Annotated in this window: 12 protein-coding genes; 4 read left to right on the forward strand and 8 right to left on the reverse strand. The window is 64.7% G+C overall.

Translation table 11 applies throughout. The features are described 5' to 3' along the window. Positions 1–13: 13 nt before the first annotated feature. Entirely contained in the window at positions 14–1114 is a 1101-nt protein-coding gene (locus IHE49_RS07540) for a DUF4861 family protein (RefSeq protein WP_192156449.1), read from the reverse strand. Between IHE49_RS07540 and IHE49_RS07545 the strand changes: the two genes are divergently transcribed. The 4 genes from IHE49_RS07545 to IHE49_RS07560 are packed head-to-tail and all read left to right on the forward strand — an operon-like array spanning position 1107 to position 5909. After that, positions 1107–1280 (forward strand): hypothetical protein, encoded by a 174-nt coding sequence (locus IHE49_RS07545; RefSeq protein ID WP_192156451.1) that lies wholly within the window; start codon positions 1107–1109, stop codon positions 1278–1280. The two genes, IHE49_RS07540 and IHE49_RS07545, sit on opposite strands and share 8 nt — an antisense overlap. 56 nt (positions 1281–1336) lie before the next feature. Then, positions 1337–2512, forward strand: coding sequence for a glycoside hydrolase family 88 protein (locus IHE49_RS07550; RefSeq protein ID WP_192156453.1), 1176 nt, complete (start codon positions 1337–1339; stop codon positions 2510–2512). Next, complete coding sequence (locus tag IHE49_RS07555) at positions 2509–3570, forward strand: alginate lyase family protein (protein WP_192156455.1); 1062 nt, start codon at positions 2509–2511, stop codon at positions 3568–3570. The genes IHE49_RS07550 and IHE49_RS07555 overlap by 4 nt, the downstream gene beginning before the upstream one ends. Beyond that, complete coding sequence (locus tag IHE49_RS07560; RefSeq protein WP_192156457.1) at positions 3570–5909, forward strand: glycoside hydrolase; 2340 nt, start codon at positions 3570–3572, stop codon at positions 5907–5909. Before IHE49_RS07555 ends, IHE49_RS07560 begins: the two co-directional genes overlap by 1 nt. Before the next feature lie 161 nt (positions 5910–6070). Here IHE49_RS07560 and IHE49_RS07565 read toward each other — a convergent pair whose 3' ends face one another. From IHE49_RS07565 to IHE49_RS07595, 7 genes are all read right to left on the reverse strand, one after another. Then, the gene (locus tag IHE49_RS07565; RefSeq protein WP_192156459.1) at positions 6071–7939 is read right to left on the reverse strand and encodes a beta-galactosidase; all 1869 of its coding nucleotides are present in this window, start codon (positions 7937–7939) and stop codon (positions 6071–6073) included. 30 nt (positions 7940–7969) lie between these two features. Beyond that, positions 7970–10450: a glycoside hydrolase family 2 TIM barrel-domain containing protein gene (locus IHE49_RS07570; protein ID WP_192156461.1), complete on the reverse strand. Its 2481-nt coding sequence runs from the start codon at positions 10448–10450 to the stop codon at positions 7970–7972. Positions 10451–10623: 173 nt separating this feature from the next. After that, positions 10624–12243: a tetratricopeptide repeat-containing sulfotransferase family protein gene (locus tag IHE49_RS07575; RefSeq protein WP_192156463.1), complete on the reverse strand. Its 1620-nt coding sequence runs from the start codon at positions 12241–12243 to the stop codon at positions 10624–10626. A 155-nt stretch (positions 12244–12398) separates the two neighbouring features. Next, positions 12399–15518 (reverse strand): TonB-dependent receptor, encoded by a 3120-nt coding sequence (locus IHE49_RS07580; RefSeq protein ID WP_192156465.1) that lies wholly within the window; start codon positions 15516–15518, stop codon positions 12399–12401. A 553-nt stretch (positions 15519–16071) separates the two neighbouring features. Continuing rightward, on the reverse strand, positions 16072–17904 hold the full coding sequence (locus IHE49_RS07585; RefSeq protein ID WP_192156467.1) for a right-handed parallel beta-helix repeat-containing protein: 1833 nt from the start codon (positions 17902–17904) through the stop codon (positions 16072–16074). 189 nt (positions 17905–18093) lie between these two features. Next, positions 18094–20307: an alpha-N-acetylglucosaminidase gene (locus IHE49_RS07590; protein ID WP_192156469.1), complete on the reverse strand. Its 2214-nt coding sequence runs from the start codon at positions 20305–20307 to the stop codon at positions 18094–18096. Next, positions 20304–21773 (reverse strand): GH1 family beta-glucosidase, encoded by a 1470-nt coding sequence (locus IHE49_RS07595; RefSeq protein WP_192156471.1) that lies wholly within the window; start codon positions 21771–21773, stop codon positions 20304–20306. Before IHE49_RS07595 ends, IHE49_RS07590 begins: the two co-directional genes overlap by 4 nt. Positions 21774–21784: the final 11 nt, after the last annotated feature.

Here is a 21784-nt window from a genome sequence, read left to right on the forward strand (position 1 = left end):
TCGGTGGATTTCGTCATTGGCGATCGCGCAGCCAGTGCACCTGCAAGGGATTCGACCAGCGCATCGAATAATCATACAAATATGACTGCCATGCGCGAAAGTCCGGCATGTCGCCCTGCGACCAGCCCGAGCCGGAAGCGAAGCGAATGACGCTGTCATCGTTGACGTCGAACAATGCCCATGACGCATCGCGCGTGCTTGCGTAGCGCGCCGTTTCGCCCGGCGCCAGCAACAGTGCCGTGGCGATGCGGCCGGCGCTGGCTTTCTGCGGCGTATCCCACACGGCGATCCGGGTGGCACCGTCGTGCACGACATCGGCCCCGGCATGCACCGCCACGCCCGCGGCCACGATGGCGCGCGACGCGCCTTCGATGCGGTACGTCACCAACTGCCGGTTGAGATGCGAGCCGGCATCCAGCGTGACGACCTTGTGTTGATGCAGCAGCGCGTTGCCCACGTGCCATGGCGGATAGTCCACCTCGAAGCGCAGCCGCACCGGCCCCGGCGCCGTGATGCGTACCTGCGAAGCGTTGCGCGAAGCCACCGGCGCACCGTCCAGCCAGCCCGCGGTGCCGCCGTCGCCCGGTGTATGCCCCACGTCGTAGCTGTCCAGGCCATCGCCGTGGTCGATGTGGTACGACATCGAGGGGTCGTTCAGGCGCTGTCCTTCGGCGTCGCGCTTGTACCAGGCATCCACCACGTGCCGCGGCGGCCGCTTCGACCACACGTCGATGCCCGGAAACACCTGTCCGGCCTTTTCCAGTGCGGTGCCGTAGATGCGATACGCCACCTGCTCGTTTTCCCACGCGAAGTCGTCGTCGCGCTCGGGCACGAGGCGCGCGTACAGCGGGTTCGCGGGTTCCGGCATCGACGCAGGCGCGGGAAGGATTTCCAGTTGCTCGGTCGCCTTCGGCGCGATGTCCAACTGCACCAGCAATTGATCCGGCGTCTTGCCGCCGTCGCTGGCATACGCCTGCGCGGGCAACCAGTCGACGCTGCCCGCCACGCGCACGGCCAGCGCGCGCGTGCGCCACTGCGGCCGGCGTTGCAGCACGTCGGCCATCGGCAGCGTCAGCACCTCGCCGTGCCTGGCCAGCGCTAGCGGGTTGCGCACTGTCAGCTCCAGCGGCGCTGAAGCCACCGGCGCGGCAGCAGCCGCAACCATCCCCAAGGCCGTCAACGACGCCAAGCCCCATCTGATGCCGCGTGTCGCTGCCGTCATGTCTGCTTTGCCCGACAGAAAGAATTCGAAAGTTTCAAAAGTTATTGAAACTTTTTGAAACTCTAGCCTAAGCTCGGTTCCGGTCACAACACGCCAGCCCGCGCCGGAACCGACATGCCCGCTGCACGCCTCGCCCCGCCCCCGTTCTCATCGCGCCTGCTGCTGTGCGTGCTCAGTCTGCTGGCTGCCACGCTGCTGGCCCTGCCACGCCCGGCGCACGCCGACGACCCCAGGGCCGGCGACGCGCCGGCCGCCCCCGGCCCGCGCGCGCAGCTCTCCGGCGCGATGCGTGCAGCCGACATCCGAAGCGCCGCAGCCAAGGTCGCCGCGTGGCAATACGCGCGGGTGAAGGATGACGACAGCCTGGACTGGACCTTCGCTCCGCTCTACCTCGGCTTTCTCAGCGCCAGCGATCAGTTGCATGACCCGCGTTACGCAGGCTACGTGCGCAGCGTGGGCGAACACACGCATTGGGGTCTCGGCCCGCGCGTGCACCACGCCGACGACCAGGCGGTGGCGCAGGCCTGGCTGGCGCTTTACGCGCGCATGCCCGACCCCGCGATGCTCGCGCCGCTGCGCGAACGCTACGACATGCAGATGCGCACAGCCGACGACGCCCAGCATCCGCTGTGGTGGTGGTGCGATGCGCTGTTCATGGCGCCGGCAACCTGGGCCGGTCTCGCCGACGCCACGCACGACAAGACGTACCTCGACTACATGGATCGCCAGTGGTGGATCACCAGCGCGCTGCTGTACGACCCGGTGGAACACCTCTACAGCCGCGACGCTTCCTACCTGCACAAGCACGAGCGCAACGGCAGCAAGCTGTTCTGGAGCCGTGGCAACGGCTGGGTGATGGCCGGCCTGGCGCGCGTGCTGACGCTGATGCCGGCCGACTATCCGCAGCGTCCGCGCTACGTGCAGCAGTTCCGCGAGATGGCCGCACGGTTGGCGCAACTGCAGGGCCGCGATGGCCTTTGGCGCGCTGGCCTGCTCGATGCGGCGGACTACCCGCGCCCCGAAACCTCCGGCTCCGCCTTCATCGTCTACGCACTGGCGTGGGGCGTGCACCACGGCGTGCTGGACGAAGCCGGCTATCGTCCAGTGATAGCGCGCGGCTGGCGCGGGCTGGTCGACGAGATCTACGCCGATGGCCGCCTCGGCGATATCCAGCCCATCGGTGCCGCGCCGGGCGACTACCCGCCCGGCGCCAGCTACGTGTACGGCGTGGGTGCCTTCCTGCTTGCAGCCGGCGAAGTCGATGCGCTGAGCAAGGAGACATCGCGATGAACACGCGCCACCTCATTCCCGTCGCCCTGCTCACTCTCACCTGCGCCGCAGCCCACGCCGGCGATGCGCCCCGCTGGTGGTGCCCGCTGACCGCACCATCGCCCGCGCATGCGAACGATGCCGTGGTAACCGACGCGCTCGCGCACCTGGATGCCCAGCCACACCCCATGGCCCACGTGCACACGCAGGGCCTGTTGCCGCACCAGGGCATCCACGACGCCAGCGACGAAGCCGAACGCGACTGGCCGCTGGCATTGCGCGCCGCGGTGGCATGGCGACTGAGCGGCAAGCCCGAGCTGCTGCAACAGACGGCGCGCTACCTCGACGCCTGGGCCAACACCTACCAGCCCGACTTCAACCCCATCGACGAGACCAACCTCGCCAATCTGTTCCAGGCCTACGCACTCACCCGCGACGCGTTGCCTGCTGCCACCCGCAACGCAATGGCCACACTGATACACCGTATTGCCGAGGGCTACCTCGCCCGCCTGCAGGCCAAGGCCGGCTCCACCTACATCAACGACATCAACAACTGGCAGAGTCATCGCATCAAGCTGCTTGCCGTCAGTGCCGCCGCGCTGAGCGATCCGCCACTGATCGCCGCAGCGCGCGAGCGGCTGCTTCTCCAGGTGGCCGCCAACATTCGCCCCGATGGCAGGACGGTGGACTTCGCACAACGTGACGCCCTGCACTACGTCACCTACGACCTGGAACCCCTGGTGCAGGCCGCACTGGCACTCTCGCCCTATGGCAAGGACAACCTGCTCGAGGCCCGTTCCTCCACCGGCAGCTCCATCGCCGCCGCGCTGGATTGGCTGGAACCCTATGCCGAGGGCCGGCGCGCACATCAGGAATTCGTACATACCAGCGAGCCTTTCGACATCGAGCGGCAAAAGGCCGGACTGAAGGGCTACGGCGGCACCTGGGATCCGCGCAACAGCGCCGCGCTGTATGCGCAGGCGGCGGTGCTGCTGCCGAAGTACCGGGCGCTGTCTGGACAACTGGGCAGTGCACCACCCGTGTTGCAAGCCTGCGCGCTGTCCCCGGAGCGCAAGTGATGAAGCGCACTGTGCTTGCCACGCTCGCATTCGCCACCGGTCTGGTCATATCCGTGTGCCATGCCGCCGACGCCACCACCGCATGGCACGACCAGCGCTTCAACGCGGACGTCGGCGGCGTGGTGAGCCGCTCCGACATCGTGCTGAAGCACGCGAACCTGCGCGCCGACGAGGCGATGCCGCTGGGCAACGGGCGCCTTGGCCTCGCCGTCTGGTCGCAAGACGGCCTGACCCTGCAGCTCAATCGCGCGGACACCTTGCCGGGGCGCCTGTCGCCGGGCCAGGTGGTGTTCGCTGGCCTCAAGCCCTTGGCCAAAGCATCCGACTATGCGGGCCGGCTCGCCCTCCACGATGGCGAGTTCCGCGAGAGCGGCGCAGGCATGCAGGCCATGGTCTACGTGCAACCCGACACCGACGTTGCCGTGGTCGAAGTGCATGGCGCCGATCCAAATGTGCGGCAGTCGGTGTTGCTGCACCTATGGCAACCGCGCAAGCCACAGGCCATGGCGCAACAAGGCGTGGCCGTGCTTGCCGAAACGTGGAAGGACGACAGCGAGGCGGGTGCGTCCGGACAAACCTTCGGGTCGCTGGCCGCGATCACGGCGCATGCCCGCGACGTGCATGCGCAGGTGCAAGGGCCACAGACGGTGGAACTGTCGTTCAAGCCAGAGATGGATGGCTCGTTCCGCGTGCTGGTCGCCGCGCCGGAGTGGGAAGGCGGTGATGCCCTACGGCGTGCGCAGCCGTTGCTCGCCAACGCCGGCAGGATTCCCGACGCCGCGCATCGCGACTGGTGGAACGCATTCTGGCTGCGCGCCGGTCTGATGAAACTCGGCTCGGCCGACGGCAGCGCAGAGTACATAGAGAACCTGCGCGCCATCGATCTTTACGCCACCGCCGCCGAAAGCCGCGGCCCACTGCCCGGCTCGCAGGCCGGCATCGCCGACCTGTTTGCCTCCACGCGCGACCAGCATCGTTGGGCACCCTCCGCCTACTGGCACTGGAACCTGCGCATGCAGGTTGCCGCCAACCTCGGCGCTGGCCTGTACGAGTTGAACGCGCCGTACTTCAACCTCTACCGCAGCAACCTCGCCAACATCGAGGCGTGGACGCGCGCACAGATGGATGGCCGCCCCGGTGCCTGCGTGCCGGAGACCATGCGCTTCAACGGTCGCGGCTACGAGAACGAAAGCTGGATGGGCGGGCCAGGCATCAACTGCAGCGCCAAGTCGCTGCCGTATTACAACGCACGCACGCTGAGCACCGGCGCCGAAGTCTCGCTGTGGATCTGGCAGCAATACCTCGCCACGCAGGATCGCACCTTTCTCGCCGCCAACTATCCGGTGATGGCCGCCTCTGCGCGCTTCCTGCTCGCCTACGCCAGACCCGGCGTGGACGGCCTGCGGCACACCTTCCCCTCCAACGCGCACGAAACGCAATGGGACGTGCACGACCCCACCACCGACATCGCGGCGATGAAGGCGGTGTTCCCCGTCATCATCGAGGCGGCGCAGACCCTGCACACCGATGCCGCGCTGGTCGCCGAGTTGCGGGGGGCGTTGCCAAAGATCCCCGCGTTCCCGCTGCAGAAATCCGGCGACGGCAGCGTGATCGGTCCGTCATACGACGCCGGCGCGGAAATCCAGAACACGGAGAACATCGGCCTCGAACCCGTCTGGCCCTATGCACTGATCGACGAGGACGGCCCGCAGCATGCACTTGGCGTGCACACCTACCTGCAGCGCCCGAACAAGTTCGAGAACGACTGGAGCTACGACCCGCTGCAGGCTGCGCGCCTCGGCCTCGCCGATGAGGTGAAAACCGCCCTGCTCACGCTCACCGGCAAATACCAGCAATACCCCTCCGGCTTCGCCAAATTCACCGGCGGCGAGTTCTACGTCGAACAGATCGGCGTGGTCGCCGCCACGCTGCAGGACGCGCTGGTGCAAGACCACGACGGCCTGATCCGCATCGCGCCTGCATGGCCGAAAGGCTGGAACGCCGACGCCACGGTGTACATCAAGCAGAGCAGTAAGGTCGACCTGCAGATACGCGATGGCGTGCCTGGCACGGTAGTGATCGAGGCGGGAGCCGATGGACGCATGACGGTGCGCAATCCGTGGCCAGGAAAATCGATCGAAGCCGTCGAGTCAGGTAGCGGCAAGCGCGTTGCCGGCGCAGACAAGCAGAACGTGCTGAGTTTCGATGCCCAGGCCGGCAACGCTTATCTGATCCAGCGTGTCGATCAGCCGAGCGCGAATCTTCCGTATGCAGCCATCAACGGCAGCGCGGCCAGCGAACCGAAAACGTTGGGCACGAGGCATATCGGCTTGCCGTAAGGCCTCGGCTACCCAGATCGTCATTCCGGCCTGCGCCGGAATGACGAACAAAGCACGATGGCGGCATGCGTTCTACGTGGACATCGGAGTTCGAAATTATTCCGGACAGCGGTGGGCCTGCGTCGGGATGACGAGTGAAAGAGCCGGCCTCGACACATACCTCAACCGTGCAAGCTGGTGACCCCGCCAATAGGCACACCGCTCGTGCGGTGAAAATCCAGTACGAGGATTTCGTTGACGCCCTTGCGCCACCACGGCGCGGGGCAATACAGCCGCTGCTGCGGGCCCAGGTTCCAGTAGCGCCCGAGCAGGTGGCCGTTGACCCACAGGTAGCCCTTGCGCCACGCGCTCATGTCCACGTACGCATCGGCTTCGACGTCGCGCGTCACTTCAGCGCGGAAGAACAGGCCCGGCCGATCGGGTGCCGACGGCGATGGCGCGTTGCGCACGCGCTGCAGCAACGCATCGTCCACCGGCAGGCTGTACACGTCCCAGTCCAGCAGCGTCTGGCCGTCCAGTTGCGCGCCGCCGACCAAGCCCTTGCGGTCGTTGTATATCTGCGCATTGCCGATGTGGCCGAAACTGTCGATCAGCAGGTCGAGCACGCGCTCCTGCCCGTCCAGCGTGAACTTGCCCGTGGTGTGCAGGCGGGGATCGACGACGCGCGAGACGTAGTCCACATAGTTGCCGTCGGTGAACACCGTGGCGTAGTCGTGCACGCCGGTGAGCTGCAGTTGCCGGCCGCGCACGCGCTTGCGGTAGAGCACCATGCCCTGATTCTGCGCGAACAGTTCCTCGTTGGAGCGCGGCGCGTGCACCTTCTGCGGTGCCGGGAGAAGATCCCACAACGAGGCCACCGGCTTCGCCACCACCGGATCGAAACCCGCGATGGGTGGCGTCGCCGGCACTTCTGGCAGGCTATGCGATGAGTGTTGCGCGAGCAAGGCGCGGAAGCGGTGATAGGCCGGCGCGGGTGCACCGTGTTCGTTGATCGGCGAGCCGTAGTCGTAGCTCGTGGTCACCGACAGGAAACCGCTGCCGTCCGCGCGCGAAATGCCGCTGGAGGTGAGGCCGAAGTTGGTGCCGCCGTGCACCACGTAGAGATTGAACGAACGTCCGGCAGCCACCAGTTGCTTCAGCGTCGGCTCGAAATCGTCCTTCGGGAAATCCTTCTCGCCCCAGGAGGAAATCCAGCCGGGATAGCCCTCGCCCATCCATACCGGATGATCGCCGGCGATCGCCTGTGCCGCCTCGAAATCGGTATCGCCATCCAGACCGAGTGCGACGCCCGGCAGGTAGGTATGTGTGGACTGGATCTGGCTGAGTCCGTCGGAAATCGAGAACGGGCCTTCGATGCCACGCTCCAGCCACAGCTGGCGCAGCACTTCGAGGTAACCGAGGTCGCGCCCATACGAGGCATATTCGTTCTCGATCTGCAGCATCAGGATCGGGCCGCCGTTCGCCACCAGCAGCGGCGCGATGCGCGGTGCGACATGATCGAAGTAGCGGCGCACCGCCGTCATGTAGCGCGCGTCGTCCTTGGTGCGCACGACGATGCTCGGGTCGCGCAGCAGGTACGACGGCAGTCCGCCGAAGTCCCATTCGCCGGCGATGAAGGGACCGGGGCGCAGGTACACCCACATGCCCTCCTCCGCGCACAGGCGGATGAAGCGCGCGAAGTCGCGCCCGCCGGTGGCCATGTCGAACACACCGGGCTCGGATTCGTAGGCGTTCCACATCAAGTACAAGCTGACGGTGTTGAGGCCCATCGCCTTCGCCATGCGGATGCGCTGCCGCCAGTACACGGGCGGGATGCGGATCGGGTGCATCTCGCCACTCTTGATCTGGAACGGCTTGCCGTCGAGCAGGAACTGCCGCTTGCCGAAGCTGAAGCGGTGCGGCTTGCCGTCGTTCGGCCGCGGCGCGTGGCCGTCTTGCGCGGGTAGTGCGTCGGCACGCAGGCGAAAGTCCGCGGCGAGCGTGCCGGCCACGCCGAGCGCACCGAGTTTGAGAAAGTGTCTGCGTTGCATCGGTTCTCTCCTGTTGCCAAGCTCTGAGGCTTATCCCGGTTTCCGGGGACGCAATTCGAATTCCGCCGCAGCCAGCGATGGTGCCTTGGCGCGCAGCCGGATCATTCCGCTCGCTTTGCGCGAACGCAGCAGCACCGAAGCGATGCCTGCCTCGGCCATGCGCGGGTTGTCACCGATCAGTTCAGCCGGGCCATCCACCTCGAAGGCAACGAGCTGCGTGGCGTCCGGCACCGTGGTGCCGTGTGCGTCGACGACCGTGGCATGCACGAACACGAGGTCACTGCCATCCGCGGCAAGATCCATGCCTTGCAGATCCACATCCATGGCCAACGCGACGGCTTCGCCCGGCGTCTTGCGCACCTGGCTCGCCACGACATGCCCGCCTATGTACGCAACCGCCTTCAGTTCGCCCGCTTCAAAGGGCACATCCTTGAAGGTGAACGGCGGATGCGCCAGCGCCCTGGCGTTGCCGCCGCCGTAGATAGGCTGGTTCACGTTGCTGGCGCGCTCGTCGCGCGGCGCGCCGGACTGGTGTTGCCAGTAATTGAGGTCGAAACCGCTGCCGTCGCCAAAGGGAACGTCCGGGCCGCTGTCCGGTTTCCGCCGCTGCACCTCGCGTCCGTTGACCAGCAACGCCACTTCGTCGGCATTGGAGAACACCACCACGTCATGCGGGGATTTGGCCGTCCAGTAATTGGCGATGAAAACCACGGGGCCGCTTTCGAAGCGCGGATCACGCAACTCTGGCGAACGCTGGCTCCTGAAGAACTGGTAGAGGAACTTGGGCAGACGGAACAGGTCCATCGCGCCGCAGGTGGCGACCTGCGTGGACATGCCGCGGTTGTTGTCGATGGCCTCCCACGCACACTGGCCCCAGGTCCACGGCAGCTGCAGTTGCTGGTTGAGCGCCGTCTGGTAATTCCACGCCTGCACCAGCATCAGGTATTCGCCGCTGCCGCGGTCGTAACGGCTGTAGGCGCCGAACTGGTTGTCGCCATATTCGCGATGCAGGCTCATCGCACCGTGTGCGCGGCTGGGGCGGCTGTGCGTTGCATCGTCCCAGCCGCTGTAGGGCACGTCGTAACTGCGGATCAGTGCGTCGTCGTGGCCTTCGGCATCGCCGCAGGTCAGCATCTGGCTGCCCGGGTATTCCTGGCGTGCCACGTCGACCATGTGCCGGAAAAAATCGTCGTGGCCGTAGGTCTCGTTGAGTGTGACCTCCCACAGCACGGCGCAGGCGTGGTTGCGGTCGCGACGAATCGTGTCGCGCAGGTTCTGCTCCACCGCGGCACGGAACACCGCGTCGTCGGTGAAGTGCTGCCAGCCGGGAATACACTCGATCACCATCATGCCCAGCGCGTCGCAGGCATCGAGGAACGCGGGCGACTGCGGGTAGTGCGACAGACGGATCAGGTCGAAGCCGGCCGCCTTCAGCTTCTTTGCATCGCGGTACTGCGCCCGGTCGGACAATGCATTGCCGACGTATGGGTAGGCCTGGTGGCGGTTTGCGCCGCACGGCACGCGATGCTTGCCGTTGAGGAAGAAGCCGCGGCGCGGGTCGGTTTCCAGCCAGCGAATGCCGATGCACTGGCGCGCTTCATCGACCACCTTGCTGTCACGCAGCAGGCGTACCGTGAGCCGATGCAGGCTGGGCGACTCCGGCGACCACAACGCGGGCGAATCGACTTCGAGTTGTTGCCGCACCGTCGCGCTTTGCTCTGTATTGCAGGATTGGCGGCCGGTTTCCGCCCGCGCCACCAGTCGGCCATCCGCATCATGCAGCGTCGCATGCACCACGAACGCGGCGACATCGTCGCCGTCGTTGCGCACATGCGTCGACACATCGAGCACGGCTCGCCTCGCCGAAGCCTGCATGCATCGCGCGAAGACACCGCCACCTGCGACGCTGTCGGCCAGCACCGGATCGGTGATGTGCAGGGCATCACCGACGCGCAGCGCGACGTTGCGGTACATGCCGCTGAAGTAGCAGAAATCGAGTTGCTCCGGCGACTTGCCGGGTGGCACGTCGGGGTTGTAGCGGTTGTCCAGCCGTATCGCGATCACCGCTTTGCCGCGCGCGCGCAGGTCGTCCGAAAGGTCCACGCCGAACGGCAGGTAGCCGCCCGCGTGCCGCAATCGGTGCACGCCGTTCACCCACACGTCGGCGACCTGCATGGCGGCTTCGCTCAGGAACCACACCTTGCGCCCGCGCAGATCCTCATCGAGGCGCAGCCGTTTGCGGTACCAGCAGAAGCCCTGGTAGCTGCGGGAAACGTTGCAAGGCTCCAACCGCCCCCAGTGCGGCAGGTTCACCCGCTCCCAGCCCGCGTCATCGAAACCGGCGGCGGTTGCCGCTGGTTCGTCACCCAGCTTGAAGTGCCAGTCGTCGTTCCAGTCCAGTGCATGCCCGGCTCCCTGCCCTTGCAGCGAAGCCGCGCCAGCGCGCGCAAGCAGCGGGCTCGCCAGGGTGGCCAGCACCAGTTTGTTGAAGCTGCGGCGCGACAGTTTCATGTATTCAAACCCTTCCCGTCGCACGCAGACCGCTCAAGCCATCAATAGGTGAATTGCCGACGAAAGAGAGAGGGTTCATATGCGAATTTCCGGCGGTTTGTTGCAGTTATCCGGCCAGACGGTGTGAACGCGAGGTCGGCCATACCGGTCATCCATTCGGCACATCGTTCTTGTCATGGATCGTCGGCGAGCTGGATGCCGCCCGCCCGCAAGCGGGCGCGCAACGCATCCAGCTGGTCGCCATAGCATGCTGCCCGGGCAGTATCGGAGCGCATGCCCTGCCGAATCTGCACTGCGCTCGGCAAACTCTGCACGGCGCGGCGCGTCTTGTGGAACGCAAGGCAGGCAGGGTCGAAAGGCAGGTCGCAGAAATCCAGCAGTCGACGGATGGTGGCATCCGGCTCGGCCACCAGCGTCTCGTATTCGAGATCCATCACACGATCCGGATACTTCTGGATCCAGAAGCGCGTCAGCCGCATGAAATCGATGTAATAGTCGGCAGCGTCAGCCAAGTCGCAGGCAAAGCCATACATGGAACCAAGGCACTGCCGGTAGCAGGCCAGACAGGTTTCCACCGGATCGCGTCGGACCACGATGACGCGTGCCCCCGGCAGCATGGACAGAGCGGTACCCGCGAACAGCCAGTTGGCCAGGCTCTTGTCCGTGAATCGTGGTTTCGTCTCGCGCCAGCGGGAAGTCAGCGTGAGGTATTCGTGTCCCAGCCGAGACCAGTCCTGCGCGCCGGCATCCGGTATCCAGCTTGGAAACAGCGAGCGTCGGCGCCGTGTCTCGGCTTCCAGAACCTGCGCCATGCTCTTTATTTCGTTGGCACCTTCCACGTCCGGGTGTGAGGCGAGGATCTGCTCGACCAGCGACGACCCCGAACGCGGCATGCTGGCAACGAAGATGGCCTCGCGGCCGAATTCGGTGTCTGACGGGGACGGAATCGTTCCCTGGAAAGCCCCGAGCACAGCTTGCGCGCGTTCATGCGCGGCAGCAGGGTTCCAGCGCACCCGCTTGCGCCCCAGTTCGTTTGCGGCCCGGAATGCATCGAATGCCCGGATGTAATCGCCGCGCATTTCAAGCAGCTTGGCCTGCACAAACCAGAGTCGCTCCTGCTCGTCGGCCGGTCGCCCCGGGCGCTCCAACGCACGTGCGAGCAGCTCGAAATCGCCGGGCTCGAAGCAATCGGTATTCAGGTACGAAAGTCCGAACCAGCCCTCGGCATTGCCTGGATCACGGCGCAACACCTCGCGGAACTCCTTCACGGCCTCGTCGAGCTGACCGAAGTTCGTCCAGACCCTGGCAAGGGACAACCTGGCCAGCAGATGATCCGGACTGAGTGCCAGCGCCTTTTGCAGCGCAGTCGCCGCCTCCTGCGTGTAGCTCTGCCGGGCAAGCGCCTCGCCCAGGTCATACCACGCATCCGCGAAGGTCGGGGCCAACTTGCAGGCCAGGCGGAATTGTTCGATCGCCTCGTCGCCACGATCCAGTTCGGTCAGCGAAACCCCAAGCCCGATCCGCAACATCGGATCCTCGGGCCAGGTCCGGGTGGTCCTGAGGAAACATTCGACGGCGCCGGCGTGATTGCCCAGGCGCTGGCTGGCGACCGCCATCATCTTGAGCGCCGTGGGATTGTCAGGCGCGAGCGCCAGCACGCTGGTCAACGCATGCGCCGCATTCGCAAATCGCCGCTGATTGAACTCGGTCGTGGCCTGCCTGAAGAGACGGGCCGCCGTCGGAGATGACAGTCGTGGATCAGCGGCGACACCGGGATCGGGAGTTGGGGTCATGCAGGATCACGCGATGTGGTGGAATCGGAGACGATGCAGACAGGCGACCTGCCGGCATCACCCTGACTGTAAATCCCTGACCAAGGACATGGATTGGACTGCACAGGCCGTCATGCCTGTGCAGCTTTCGAGTCGCGCTGCCTGCAACGTGCCCACTAGTTGAACCGGTAACGCAGTATCAGCGATGTGGTCCGGGGCGCGGTCAAGGTGTAAGCCATGTAGTTGACGCTTTGCACCGCCTGCGTCTGGCTGATCATCTGGCCCGTATCGAAGGTCTGATTGCGGTCATTGATGCCCTGGTGGTCGGTGAGGTTCTGGACCTGCAGATTCAGGCTGAGCTTGTTCTGGTTGCCGATCTTCCAGTCATAGCCCACGCTGAACCCAAGCGTCCACATCCATGGCAAGCGCATCGAACCACGGCTGTTGGGCACACCGTCACAGAAGTAGGTATTCGGACCAACGTTGTAGTTCGCAGGAGATGAAGCATCCGGATAACTACCCAGGCAACTGATGGGGGCACCCGAATTCATGCGCAGGATCGAACCAACATGCAGCCCCTTCAGTCCGTTCTGGAAGTAGTACGCACCCGAAGCGACGAAGGTATTGCGGACGTCATCGGACAGGTTGCCATCCCCGGCAACCTGGATCTCCGGGTAGTAGAACGCGTATGTCTGCCCGATGTAGCCTGGATCGCGGTGCGACAGATCGAGCAGGCCATCGGTATTGCCGAAGGACCTCGCAAACGTGTAGCTGAGATCGAGGTAATAATGCGCAGTCGACGTGGGCTGATGGGTAAGGCCGAGCGTCATGCGGTAATACTTGTGCAGCGGCGGCTTGATGCCGAGCACGGACGCCGGGATGTCCAACTCCTGCAATCCGCCATTGCCGGCAAAATCACGAATCAGCACCTGGTGGTTGCCGGGATTCACTTCATAGCATTGGTGAACCTCGTTGCTCGCAACGTAGTTGGGATATCCATGCGATTGGGCGTATGCCGTAATGGCATCCTCCTCGCAGGTATCCTCGACCAAGCGCTTCAGATCCGTGAAGCCAAGCACACCCAGCCCGCTCCAGCCATCGGAAAAGGTTTTTTGCGCGTACAAATTTGCAGCGTACTGGTACGGCGCATGGATGTTCTTCGCACCGATCTGATCTGGCGTGGCCGGCAGTCCGTTGTTCATCAGGAACGTCGGGCCAATTTGCGTCAACCCGGTGGGTGCGTTGTTGCCGTCACGCCCGGTGTAGGTATAGAAATTCTCGTACTGCAGTTGCGCCATGCCTATACCGGCATTGAAATTTGCCGGCATGGCGATCGAATACCGTCCAAGGTTCGCACCCACCTTGAATGAGCTGTCGCCATCCACGTCCCAGGACACGCCCAGGCGGGGCGTGAAGATGGGCAGGGTCATGACCGGGTCGCCGAGGCCATCGGTGTAGGTGTTGCTGTCCCACCTGACGCCGCCATACAGCACCACGTTGGTCGACGCCTGCCAGGTATCCTCCACATAGGCGGATTTCCGGTGGCTCCGCACGGCGAACCACTCGTTGTCGAAATACTGCTCGACATAGTTGCCGTTGGTACTCGACACCGTGGATCCATTGGCCAGCACGGCACCCGGCTGGTCGTAATACATGTAGTTGCCGTCGGGCTGGGTTCCCCACTGCCCGGACTGGAAGTCACGGTAATACTCGGCACCGAACTTGATCTTGTTCTCCCCCACCCACCAGTCGAAATCAGCCTTGTAGCCGTGCTCGGTCACCATGCTCGGGGAATAGACGAAGAACTGGCTGGTCGGCCCGATGACCGTGGTGACCTGGGTCAGGGGATTGGTCGAGGAAACGTAGGGCGCGCTGATGCCGCTGTTGCTCGAGGATGGCGTCACGCTGCCTTGCTGGGAATTGCCCACCATCAGATGCATGCTGAAGTTGTCGCTGATGTCCCACTGGTAATCGCCGATCAGCAGATGGGACCAGTTCTCCGGATGCGACCATCCTGTTGAAGCGCCGATCGACGAGGGGACATAGGGCGTGTTGAGGGTGTAGTTGGTCGAGAACGAGCTTCCCGAGTCGTGGATGGCCAGCACATCCAGGGTCTGGTTGTTGGTGATGTTCCACGTCAGGTTGAGAAGCTGATTGTCATCGCGATTGCTGCTGGTCGAGGCTGAATATCCACCGTATGTAGTGCTTGTAGCGGGAATGGTCTGGCCAAGTTCCGCAAACACGAACAACTTGTCCTTGATGATCGGGCCCGATGCCCATTCGTACTGGGTGGTCGACGGCGCATAGTGATCCGCCGTGGTGCGGTAGCTGTAGTAATCGCCTATCGAATTGAACGTGTTGTGACCGATTGGCATCAACAGGGCAGACGTAGGGGGCGTGAAATACATCGAATAGCCGGCCCGGAAGGTGTTGTCGCCCTGGCGCACGGTGGAGGCAAGGATGCCACCCGTCGTGTTCGACCAGGATGCATCAAAGTTGCCGTCTATCGTATTCGTGCTGCCGATGGCCTCGGCCGGTATGTTGAAGCTGCCGATGTTGGTACTGTTGTTCGTCGCATCGAATCCGTTGACGTAAAAACGGTTTTCGGCCGATGTCGCGCCGTTCATCTCGATGCTTCCGGTGGTTTGCGAATCGTATGTGGTGTTCGAGTTGAGCAACGCAATGCTTTCCGCGCTTCGTCCCGTGGGCAAATCATTGACCAGGTCCATGCTGTAGTGACTGATGAGCTGCGACGTGCTCACGTCGATCGGACTGATGTCGAATTTCTGCTTCTCAGGCGCTTCGGTTGCGCTGACTTGCACTGCTCCGAGGTTCGTGGCCGACTTTTCTCCGCCGACCGGTGCAGTTGCGGACGAAGCCACCGAGGCGGGCGACATCATGCCCGCACGCACGACCACGGTAGCCCTTCCGACCACGGCCCCGCTTTTGAGCAACTCAACGCTGTACGAGCCGGGATTCAGCGCATTGATCATGAATTGACCGTTGGCGCCCGGTGCCACAGTGCGCTGCACACCCGTCGTCGCGGATTGGATATGGATGGTTTCGCCTGCCGCTGCCTGCCCGTATATGCCACCGGTCACGGATTGTGCAGAGGCGACTCCCGAGGCTCCAAGTGCAAGCATCACAGCAAGCGTCAGTGAAACGCGCTCGCCTGTTCCCTGTCGACCCGATGTCTTCATTGCCTTGCGCATGCTCATCACCTCCTTCAAAGAAAAGTCGAAAAGCGCCGATTGCTCCCACTGCCAGAAAAGAAACATGGGCATCAGCACGGGCATCAGGACAACTTCCGCAAGCGGGTGAACCTGCTTGCTATCTCGATCAAGCGCCAGCACCTCACCCGACTACCGCCATAGACGGAGGTAGCGTCTTTGGTGACGTGCTCAACGTGCGCGTTTGCCAAGCGCATGCCCGGGTTCTCGCATCCAGTGGGCTGGCGAGATCAGACACAGCCTGGTTCCGCAGATTCAGGGGCACGCTTTGCTTTGCGAGTGGCATCTCACTCGACGTGGACGACTCTCTCGGACAGACAGCCTTCACAGCTCCCCAGAGGAACATCTGAAATTGCCACGACACCCTCCCCTACCGCGCATCCGACGGCCCAGTGGCCTGATCGGCAACTATCGGATCGATTGGATGTTGCGGTCACTCCACTCAAGTGACCGCAAGCCACGAATGAAAATGTAAGCATAAAATACTACATATACTTACGTTTTGTAACGTAACCATGCAAGACGCTCTTGTCAATGGTTTCGTCATCTTGTGATTTCATGACATGGCTGGTCGCGAAGTACGGGGCTCGTATCGACCCCGTTCGACCCATGGCCGGTCTCAAGGTGCCGGGCACATCCTGTCGACATGGATCGGCAGGCCTAGTGCAATCGCGTGATCGCGCGCACCAGCCGCCTGCTGCACCGCCAGCGCCGCAGCCGGCAGCGTTATCAGATGAGTGAAGTTGGGCGACCACACTTTGGTGGGGCCGGCGTTGTGCGGTTTCCCTGCGTCATCCGTCCAGTTGCCGGTAATGCGCAGGTGGCCGCTCCACGAGGCCCACGCACTTATCCAGGCGCCCAGCACCACGTTGCGTTCCACGTCGAAATACGTACTGTGCTCGTCGAGATAGATGCCGTTGCCTTCGCCGCTGTGGCGCATATCGGTGACGTTGCGAACCACGCACGAGGTACCTGGCGTCGATTGCGCCTGCGTGTAGATCGCGCCGCCGTCGGCCAGCTGCAGCATCACGCGTTCGATGCGGTTGGCCACGATGTGGATGGACGACTGCACCGGCGCCTCGCCTTCGTAATCCCAGCCCCAGCCCACCGAGATGCCGCTGTACGGCAGGTCGCTGATGGTGTTGTGCGCGATGACGAGGCCGTTGACGAAGCCGGCCATGATCGCCACGTTGTCGCGGTAGGCCAGCGCCACATGGTCGATGTGGTTGTCGGCGATCACGATGTCGGAGGTCTTGCTGGCCGGGTCGACGGGGTGCCCCTCTGTATCGCCCGCGAACACGCCGCCACCGCCGATGTCGGTGAAGCGGGAGTTCGTCACCGCCGCGCCGTGCGTGTCGCCCGCCAGGGCGATGCCTGCCGCCGCAAGATGCTGGAAGCTGTCGCGATCGAACACGATGTCGCGGCCGGCCTCCACGGCCACCGCGCTGCCGATGCGCGTCATGCCCTCGCCATTGTCGGGCAGCGCAGCGCGGCTGTTTCCGTCGACCAGATAGCCCGCCTGCAGCGGCACATAGCCATCGGCGGATGCCGGCTTGCGCCATTCAGTGCCGACGAAGGTGATGCCGCTGAACATCAGGTCGTGCACCGGCGCCTTGAGGGTCCCGTTCAATACCAGCAGCTGTTCGAGCACGGGCAGCTCGATGGACGGCGCATGCGCGGCTTCAGCGGGCAGCGGCCGATAGCGCAGCACGTGGTGCGCCGTATCCACCGTATAGCCACCGGGGGCGGACGGATCGCCGGCAAGGTTTTCGAACCAGTCCACGCCGGCGTAGTACTTGCCCACGGGGCTGGCCACCGACCAACCGTTCTTGGCCGAGTCCAGCGTGGCGTTGTGCCAGCACGGCTGCGCCAGGTCGACACGGCCCTGTCCCAGCGCAACCACGCTGCAGCGGAAATCGCGCCAGCGCTCGTGCATCACCGCCAGCGAGCCCACCTGCAGGCTGTGCAGGATCGCCGGCGGCACGTTCGACAAGCCCTTCGCATCCACCACGCAATGCGGGCAGGCTTCGGTGCGCGACGGCCAGCGGCGCTGGCCGTCAATGTAGATGCTCGACGGCGCTGCGTCAGACGGCAGAGTAAAGCTCCACAACACTCCATCACGCGCACCCTGCACCAGCCGGCTGCCGGACAGCAGCGGATGTGCGCCCGGCGCGGCCTGCCAGTGCACCGGATGGCCGTCTGCGCCGCTGTCCGAGGCATCGAATTGCAAGGGCTGTTGCAGGCGATAGGTGCCGTCCTGCAATTGAACGGTGATGTCATTGCGGCCTTGGGCACGCAACGTGCGTACCCGCGCCTGCGCGGACTGCAGCGTGCAAGGTGATGACGCATCGCAGGTGCCGTTGGCCGTCCCCCCAGGCGCGACGTGCAGGGTTTGCGCATGGGATGCGAGCGGCAACAACAACAACGCAGCAAACGCAAGTCCGTGACGCAAAGCCCCTCTCCCCTCGGGAGAGGGGTTGGGAATGAGGGTTCGGGTACACCGCTGCGCCTCGCTTCGACCGAACCCTCTCCCGGCTGTTGCCACCCTCTCCCGGAGGGAGAGGGATTCACTCGGCGACGTTTGCGTAAACGACATGAACTCATCCAAATGCATGGAACATTACCTCTTTCGTTGGCAGTCTCACGGCTTGCATAGCCCCAGCCGCTGCGTCACTTCGGTCGCCAGCTGCCACGGGTCGCCCTGCGGCGTGGCCGGCTCCTCCTCATGCGAGACCGCCCACGCATGCTCCATCGCGTACCAGTCGATCTTTTCCGGCGGCTTGCCCGTGGCCAGCGACTGCTCGAGCGAAGCGAAGAAACGCCGCCAGCGCGGCTCGTACAAACCGCTCACCAGGCCGGACAGTTCGCGGTTGGCGTAGTCGTGCAGGCCACCCATGTCGGCGCCTTCGCGTTCGCCCCACACGGTGATGATCGCGCGCTGGTCGTAAACGAACTGCGCCGCTTCGGCCTCGTTGCCCGCCTCCGCGCGTGCCGGCGCGAGCCAGTTGCCGAGCAGGAAGTCCGGATCGCTGGCGAGCAGGCGGTCAAGCAAGGCCATGTCGCCCAGCCATTCGGTATCGAGTGCATGCAGACGGGCGGCATCCTTCGCAGCGTAGGCCGCCTCGATCTGCGGCAGCAGCACGCGGGCACGGTTGGCCAGTGTCTGTCGCGCCACGTCCACCACGTCGTGGTGGTAGGCGCTGGTGTCGCGCAGCGCCGGTGCCACCTGCAGCAGTTCGCAGATGGCCTGCGCGAAATGTCCGGCGTCGTAGCGCATCGCCCTGGGCGACCAGCTCGCCGCCGTGGACACGTCCTGCGAGGGACGCGCCTCGAACAGGCTGTCCTGCGGCTCCGAGTCGCCGTCGGATGGCATTGCGTAGGCGGTTTCGGCGAGGATGCGCCACGCGGCTTCGGCATGCGCGTCGGCGCCGCCGTAGCGGCTATCGGCATACATCTTGAACCATGATGATTCTTCGTACCATTCGGAGCCATCGCTCGGTGGATGCGACCATGCCAGCGCGGTGAACAGCGCGAACGCCGCCGGATCGATGCCGCTGGCCTCGGGCATCCAGGCGATACCGCGCAGCTTGCTGCCGGGCTTGCTTTGCCACGCGGCGAAGCGTCTGAACCACACGTCCGCATTCGCGCCCAGCGTGGTATGGCCGCCGAAGTTGGGGATGCTGCCGAAGGCGTACGGCGCGCCGTGCCAGTCCTTCTCGCGGTCCAGCCCGTCGTAGCGATCCGACAGACCGTCGACGATCAACAGACGTTGACGGTCTACCGCATCAATCACCGCCGGCAATGGGTTGTGCTGCCAGCCCAGCATTACCCAGCGTGCGCCCGGATGCGCGGCCTGCAGCGCGGCCATCACGCCGCGCGCGGCATCCGCCACCGGCACGTTGCCGGCGCGGCCGCCTTCGTGCAGCAGATCCATCTTGTACATCGAGCTGTCGCCGAACAGCGCACGCTGCTGGCGGTAGAAATCCGCCGCAACCTTCGCGTAGAGCGGATCGCGCGGGTCGAGCCAGTCGGGGCGTGTGAAGCCCACCCACCTGCCCTGCGGCACCACGTTTGCGCCTGGATGCTTCGCCACGAAGTCCGGCGGCACGGTGCCGAACCAGCCGGGGAACACCGGCGTGATGCCCAGCTCGCGCAGGCGCGCCACGATCTTCTGTGCAAGCGCCACGCGACGTGCGTACTGTTGCGGCGACAGCGGCGCGTCGAAGCCGGACATGTTCTGCAGCAGCCACCACGGCTGGTGCGCGGTGGCGGGGATCCACGCGCGCATCGCCGCATCGCTGTAGCCGAAATCCTGGAAGGTGCGGCGATACACTTCCTCCGTGCCAATCGGCATGAACACTTCGTCGATGCCATGCAAGGCGAGCAGATCGATCTTGTGCTCCCACGCCGGCCAAGCCAGGTAGGCATTCGAATAGCCATCGTCGGTGTCGTTGAGCGCATAACGGTCTGGCACCACGGCGCGATGCTCGATGGGCGACGCCGGCGCGGGCAGCGTGGCCGGCAAGCGCGCAAGGCTGTCACCCGGCCAACCGATGTCGACGTGCGCTGCCTGCTGCAAATAGGTTTCCACGCCGGTGAGGATGACTGCTGGTGAGGTACCCGCTACCACGATATGGCCCGGCGTGCCGCGGACCTCGAAGCGATCCGCGCCTTGGCCACGATCCAGCGCAACCAGGGCGAACTGCGCCTGTTGCTTCGGCAGCAAGCGCAGCAGGGCCGCGCGTGCAGGCGCGATGTCAAAGGCAGGCTTTGCCGGCTCGCCTGCGAAGGCGACAGGCATGCCGGTACCGACCAGCAGCAGGCACACCAGCCATCGTTGCAGTGCTCGTTTCATATCGCATTGCCCGCAATCACGCCGCGGTAGAACCGCGAACTGAGTTTCGGCGTGCGCTTCTGCGTGGCGAAATCGACATACGTGATGCCGAAGCGTTCGGAAAAGCCACGGCTCCACTCGAAGTTGTCCAGCAGGCTCCACAGGAAATAGCCGCGCACCGGCGCGCCGTCCGCGATCCCGCGCTGCAGCTCGGCTAGGTATTGCTGCAGGAACATCACGCGATCGGTGTCCAGCACGCGCCCCTGAGAGTCCGGCGCTGCCGTGCTGGAGGTGCCGTTCTCGGTGATGTAGATGTCGCCAATGCCCAGCGCCTCCGCCATCAGCTTCGGCCCCCAGTAAATGGCACCCGGCGCGAACTGGATCCAGCTGCTCTGCATGTTCGGATAGGACGAGGGGAACGGCACGGCCTCGTAGCCGCGCTCGTTGTCGGCCGCGATGTAGTAATCGCCGGTGTAGATGTTGAGGCCCTGGAAATCGGTCTTGCTGCCGATGATGCGCATCTCGTCGGCGGTGAACTTCGGCGCGTCCGCGCCTAGCGTCTTGAGATACTGGTCGGTGTAGCGCCCCGTATGCATGGCGGTGAGGTAGCCGGCGTTCTCCTCCACCGCGGCCTTGCGCGCGGCGGCCACGTGCTCGGGCGCGTCGAAGGCCGGCATGGCTGCATTGATGCCTTCGGCCGAACCCACCCTGGTCTTCGCGTTGGTGGCCGCGCGTATCGCCTGCACGGCCAGACCATGGCCCAGCAAGGCGTAGTGCCGCGCCTGCTCCAGGGCCTGCCCTTTCAGCCCCAGTCCCGGCGCCATCGACGTGCTGCCGTAACCGTTGCCGATGAAGGTGCTGATCTCGTTCATGGTCATGAAGTGCCGCACGCGACCATCGAGCTGGCCGGCCATGTAGCCGGCGTAATCGGCGAACGCCTTGGCGGTGTCGCGGTTCTGCCAGCCGCCCTTGCGCTGCAACGCCTCGGGCAGGTCCCAGTGGTACAGCGTGCAATACGGCTCGATGCCGGCCGCGTGCAGCGCATCGACGAGGCGCTTGCAGTAATCCACGCCTTTGGCATTCGGCTTGCCCGTGCCCTCGGGAAAGATGCGCGGCCAGGCCACCGAAAACCGGTACGCACCCACGCCCAACCCGCGCATCAGGGCGATGTCCTCGGGGTAACGGTGGTAGCTGTCGTCGGCCACGTCGGCGGTGTCGCCATGCACGATCCTGCCCGGCGTGTGCGCGTACACGTCCCAGATCGACTCGCCGCGTCCATCCGCCTTGACCGCGCCTTCCACCTGGTAGGCCGCGGTGGCGGTGCCCCACACGAAGCCCTTGGGGAAAGCACGTTTCGCTGCGCTGCCTTGCGCGCCCGAGGCGGCGGCGGTTGCCGCGCTTGCTTTCGCCGCCAGCGGAACGGCACAAGCCGCCACGAGGCCGCCCAGGGCCTTGGTGAATTGCCGGCGTGTCAGGATGGGATTCATGTGTGGGCCTC

The sequence above is a fragment of the Rhodanobacter sp. 7MK24 genome (genome assembly GCF_014842995.1).
Lineage (GTDB): Bacteria > Pseudomonadota > Gammaproteobacteria > Xanthomonadales > Rhodanobacteraceae > Rhodanobacter_A.

Excerpts from the sequence above, each read along its gene's own strand:
- IHE49_RS07550 (WP_192156453.1), top strand. The coding sequence starts at position 1,337 with ATGCCCGCTGCACGCCTCGCCCCGCCCCCGTTCTCATCGCGCCTGCTG.
- IHE49_RS07555 (WP_192156455.1), top strand. The coding sequence starts at position 2,509 with ATGAACACGCGCCACCTCATTCCCGTCGCCCTGCTCACTCTCACCTGC.
- IHE49_RS07560 (WP_192156457.1), top strand. The coding sequence starts at position 3,570 with ATGAAGCGCACTGTGCTTGCCACGCTCGCATTCGCCACCGGTCTGGTC.
- IHE49_RS07565 (WP_192156459.1), bottom strand. The coding sequence starts at position 7,939 with ATGCAACGCAGACACTTTCTCAAACTCGGTGCGCTCGGCGTGGCCGGC.
- IHE49_RS07570 (WP_192156461.1), bottom strand. The coding sequence starts at position 10,450 with ATGAAACTGTCGCGCCGCAGCTTCAACAAACTGGTGCTGGCCACCCTG.
- IHE49_RS07575 (WP_192156463.1), bottom strand. The coding sequence starts at position 12,243 with ATGACCCCAACTCCCGATCCCGGTGTCGCCGCTGATCCACGACTGTCA.
- IHE49_RS07580 (WP_192156465.1), bottom strand. The coding sequence starts at position 15,518 with ATGCCCGTGCTGATGCCCATGTTTCTTTTCTGGCAGTGGGAGCAATCG.
- IHE49_RS07590 (WP_192156469.1), bottom strand. The coding sequence starts at position 20,307 with ATGAAACGAGCACTGCAACGATGGCTGGTGTGCCTGCTGCTGGTCGGT.
- IHE49_RS07595 (WP_192156471.1), bottom strand. The coding sequence starts at position 21,773 with ATGAATCCCATCCTGACACGCCGGCAATTCACCAAGGCCCTGGGCGGC.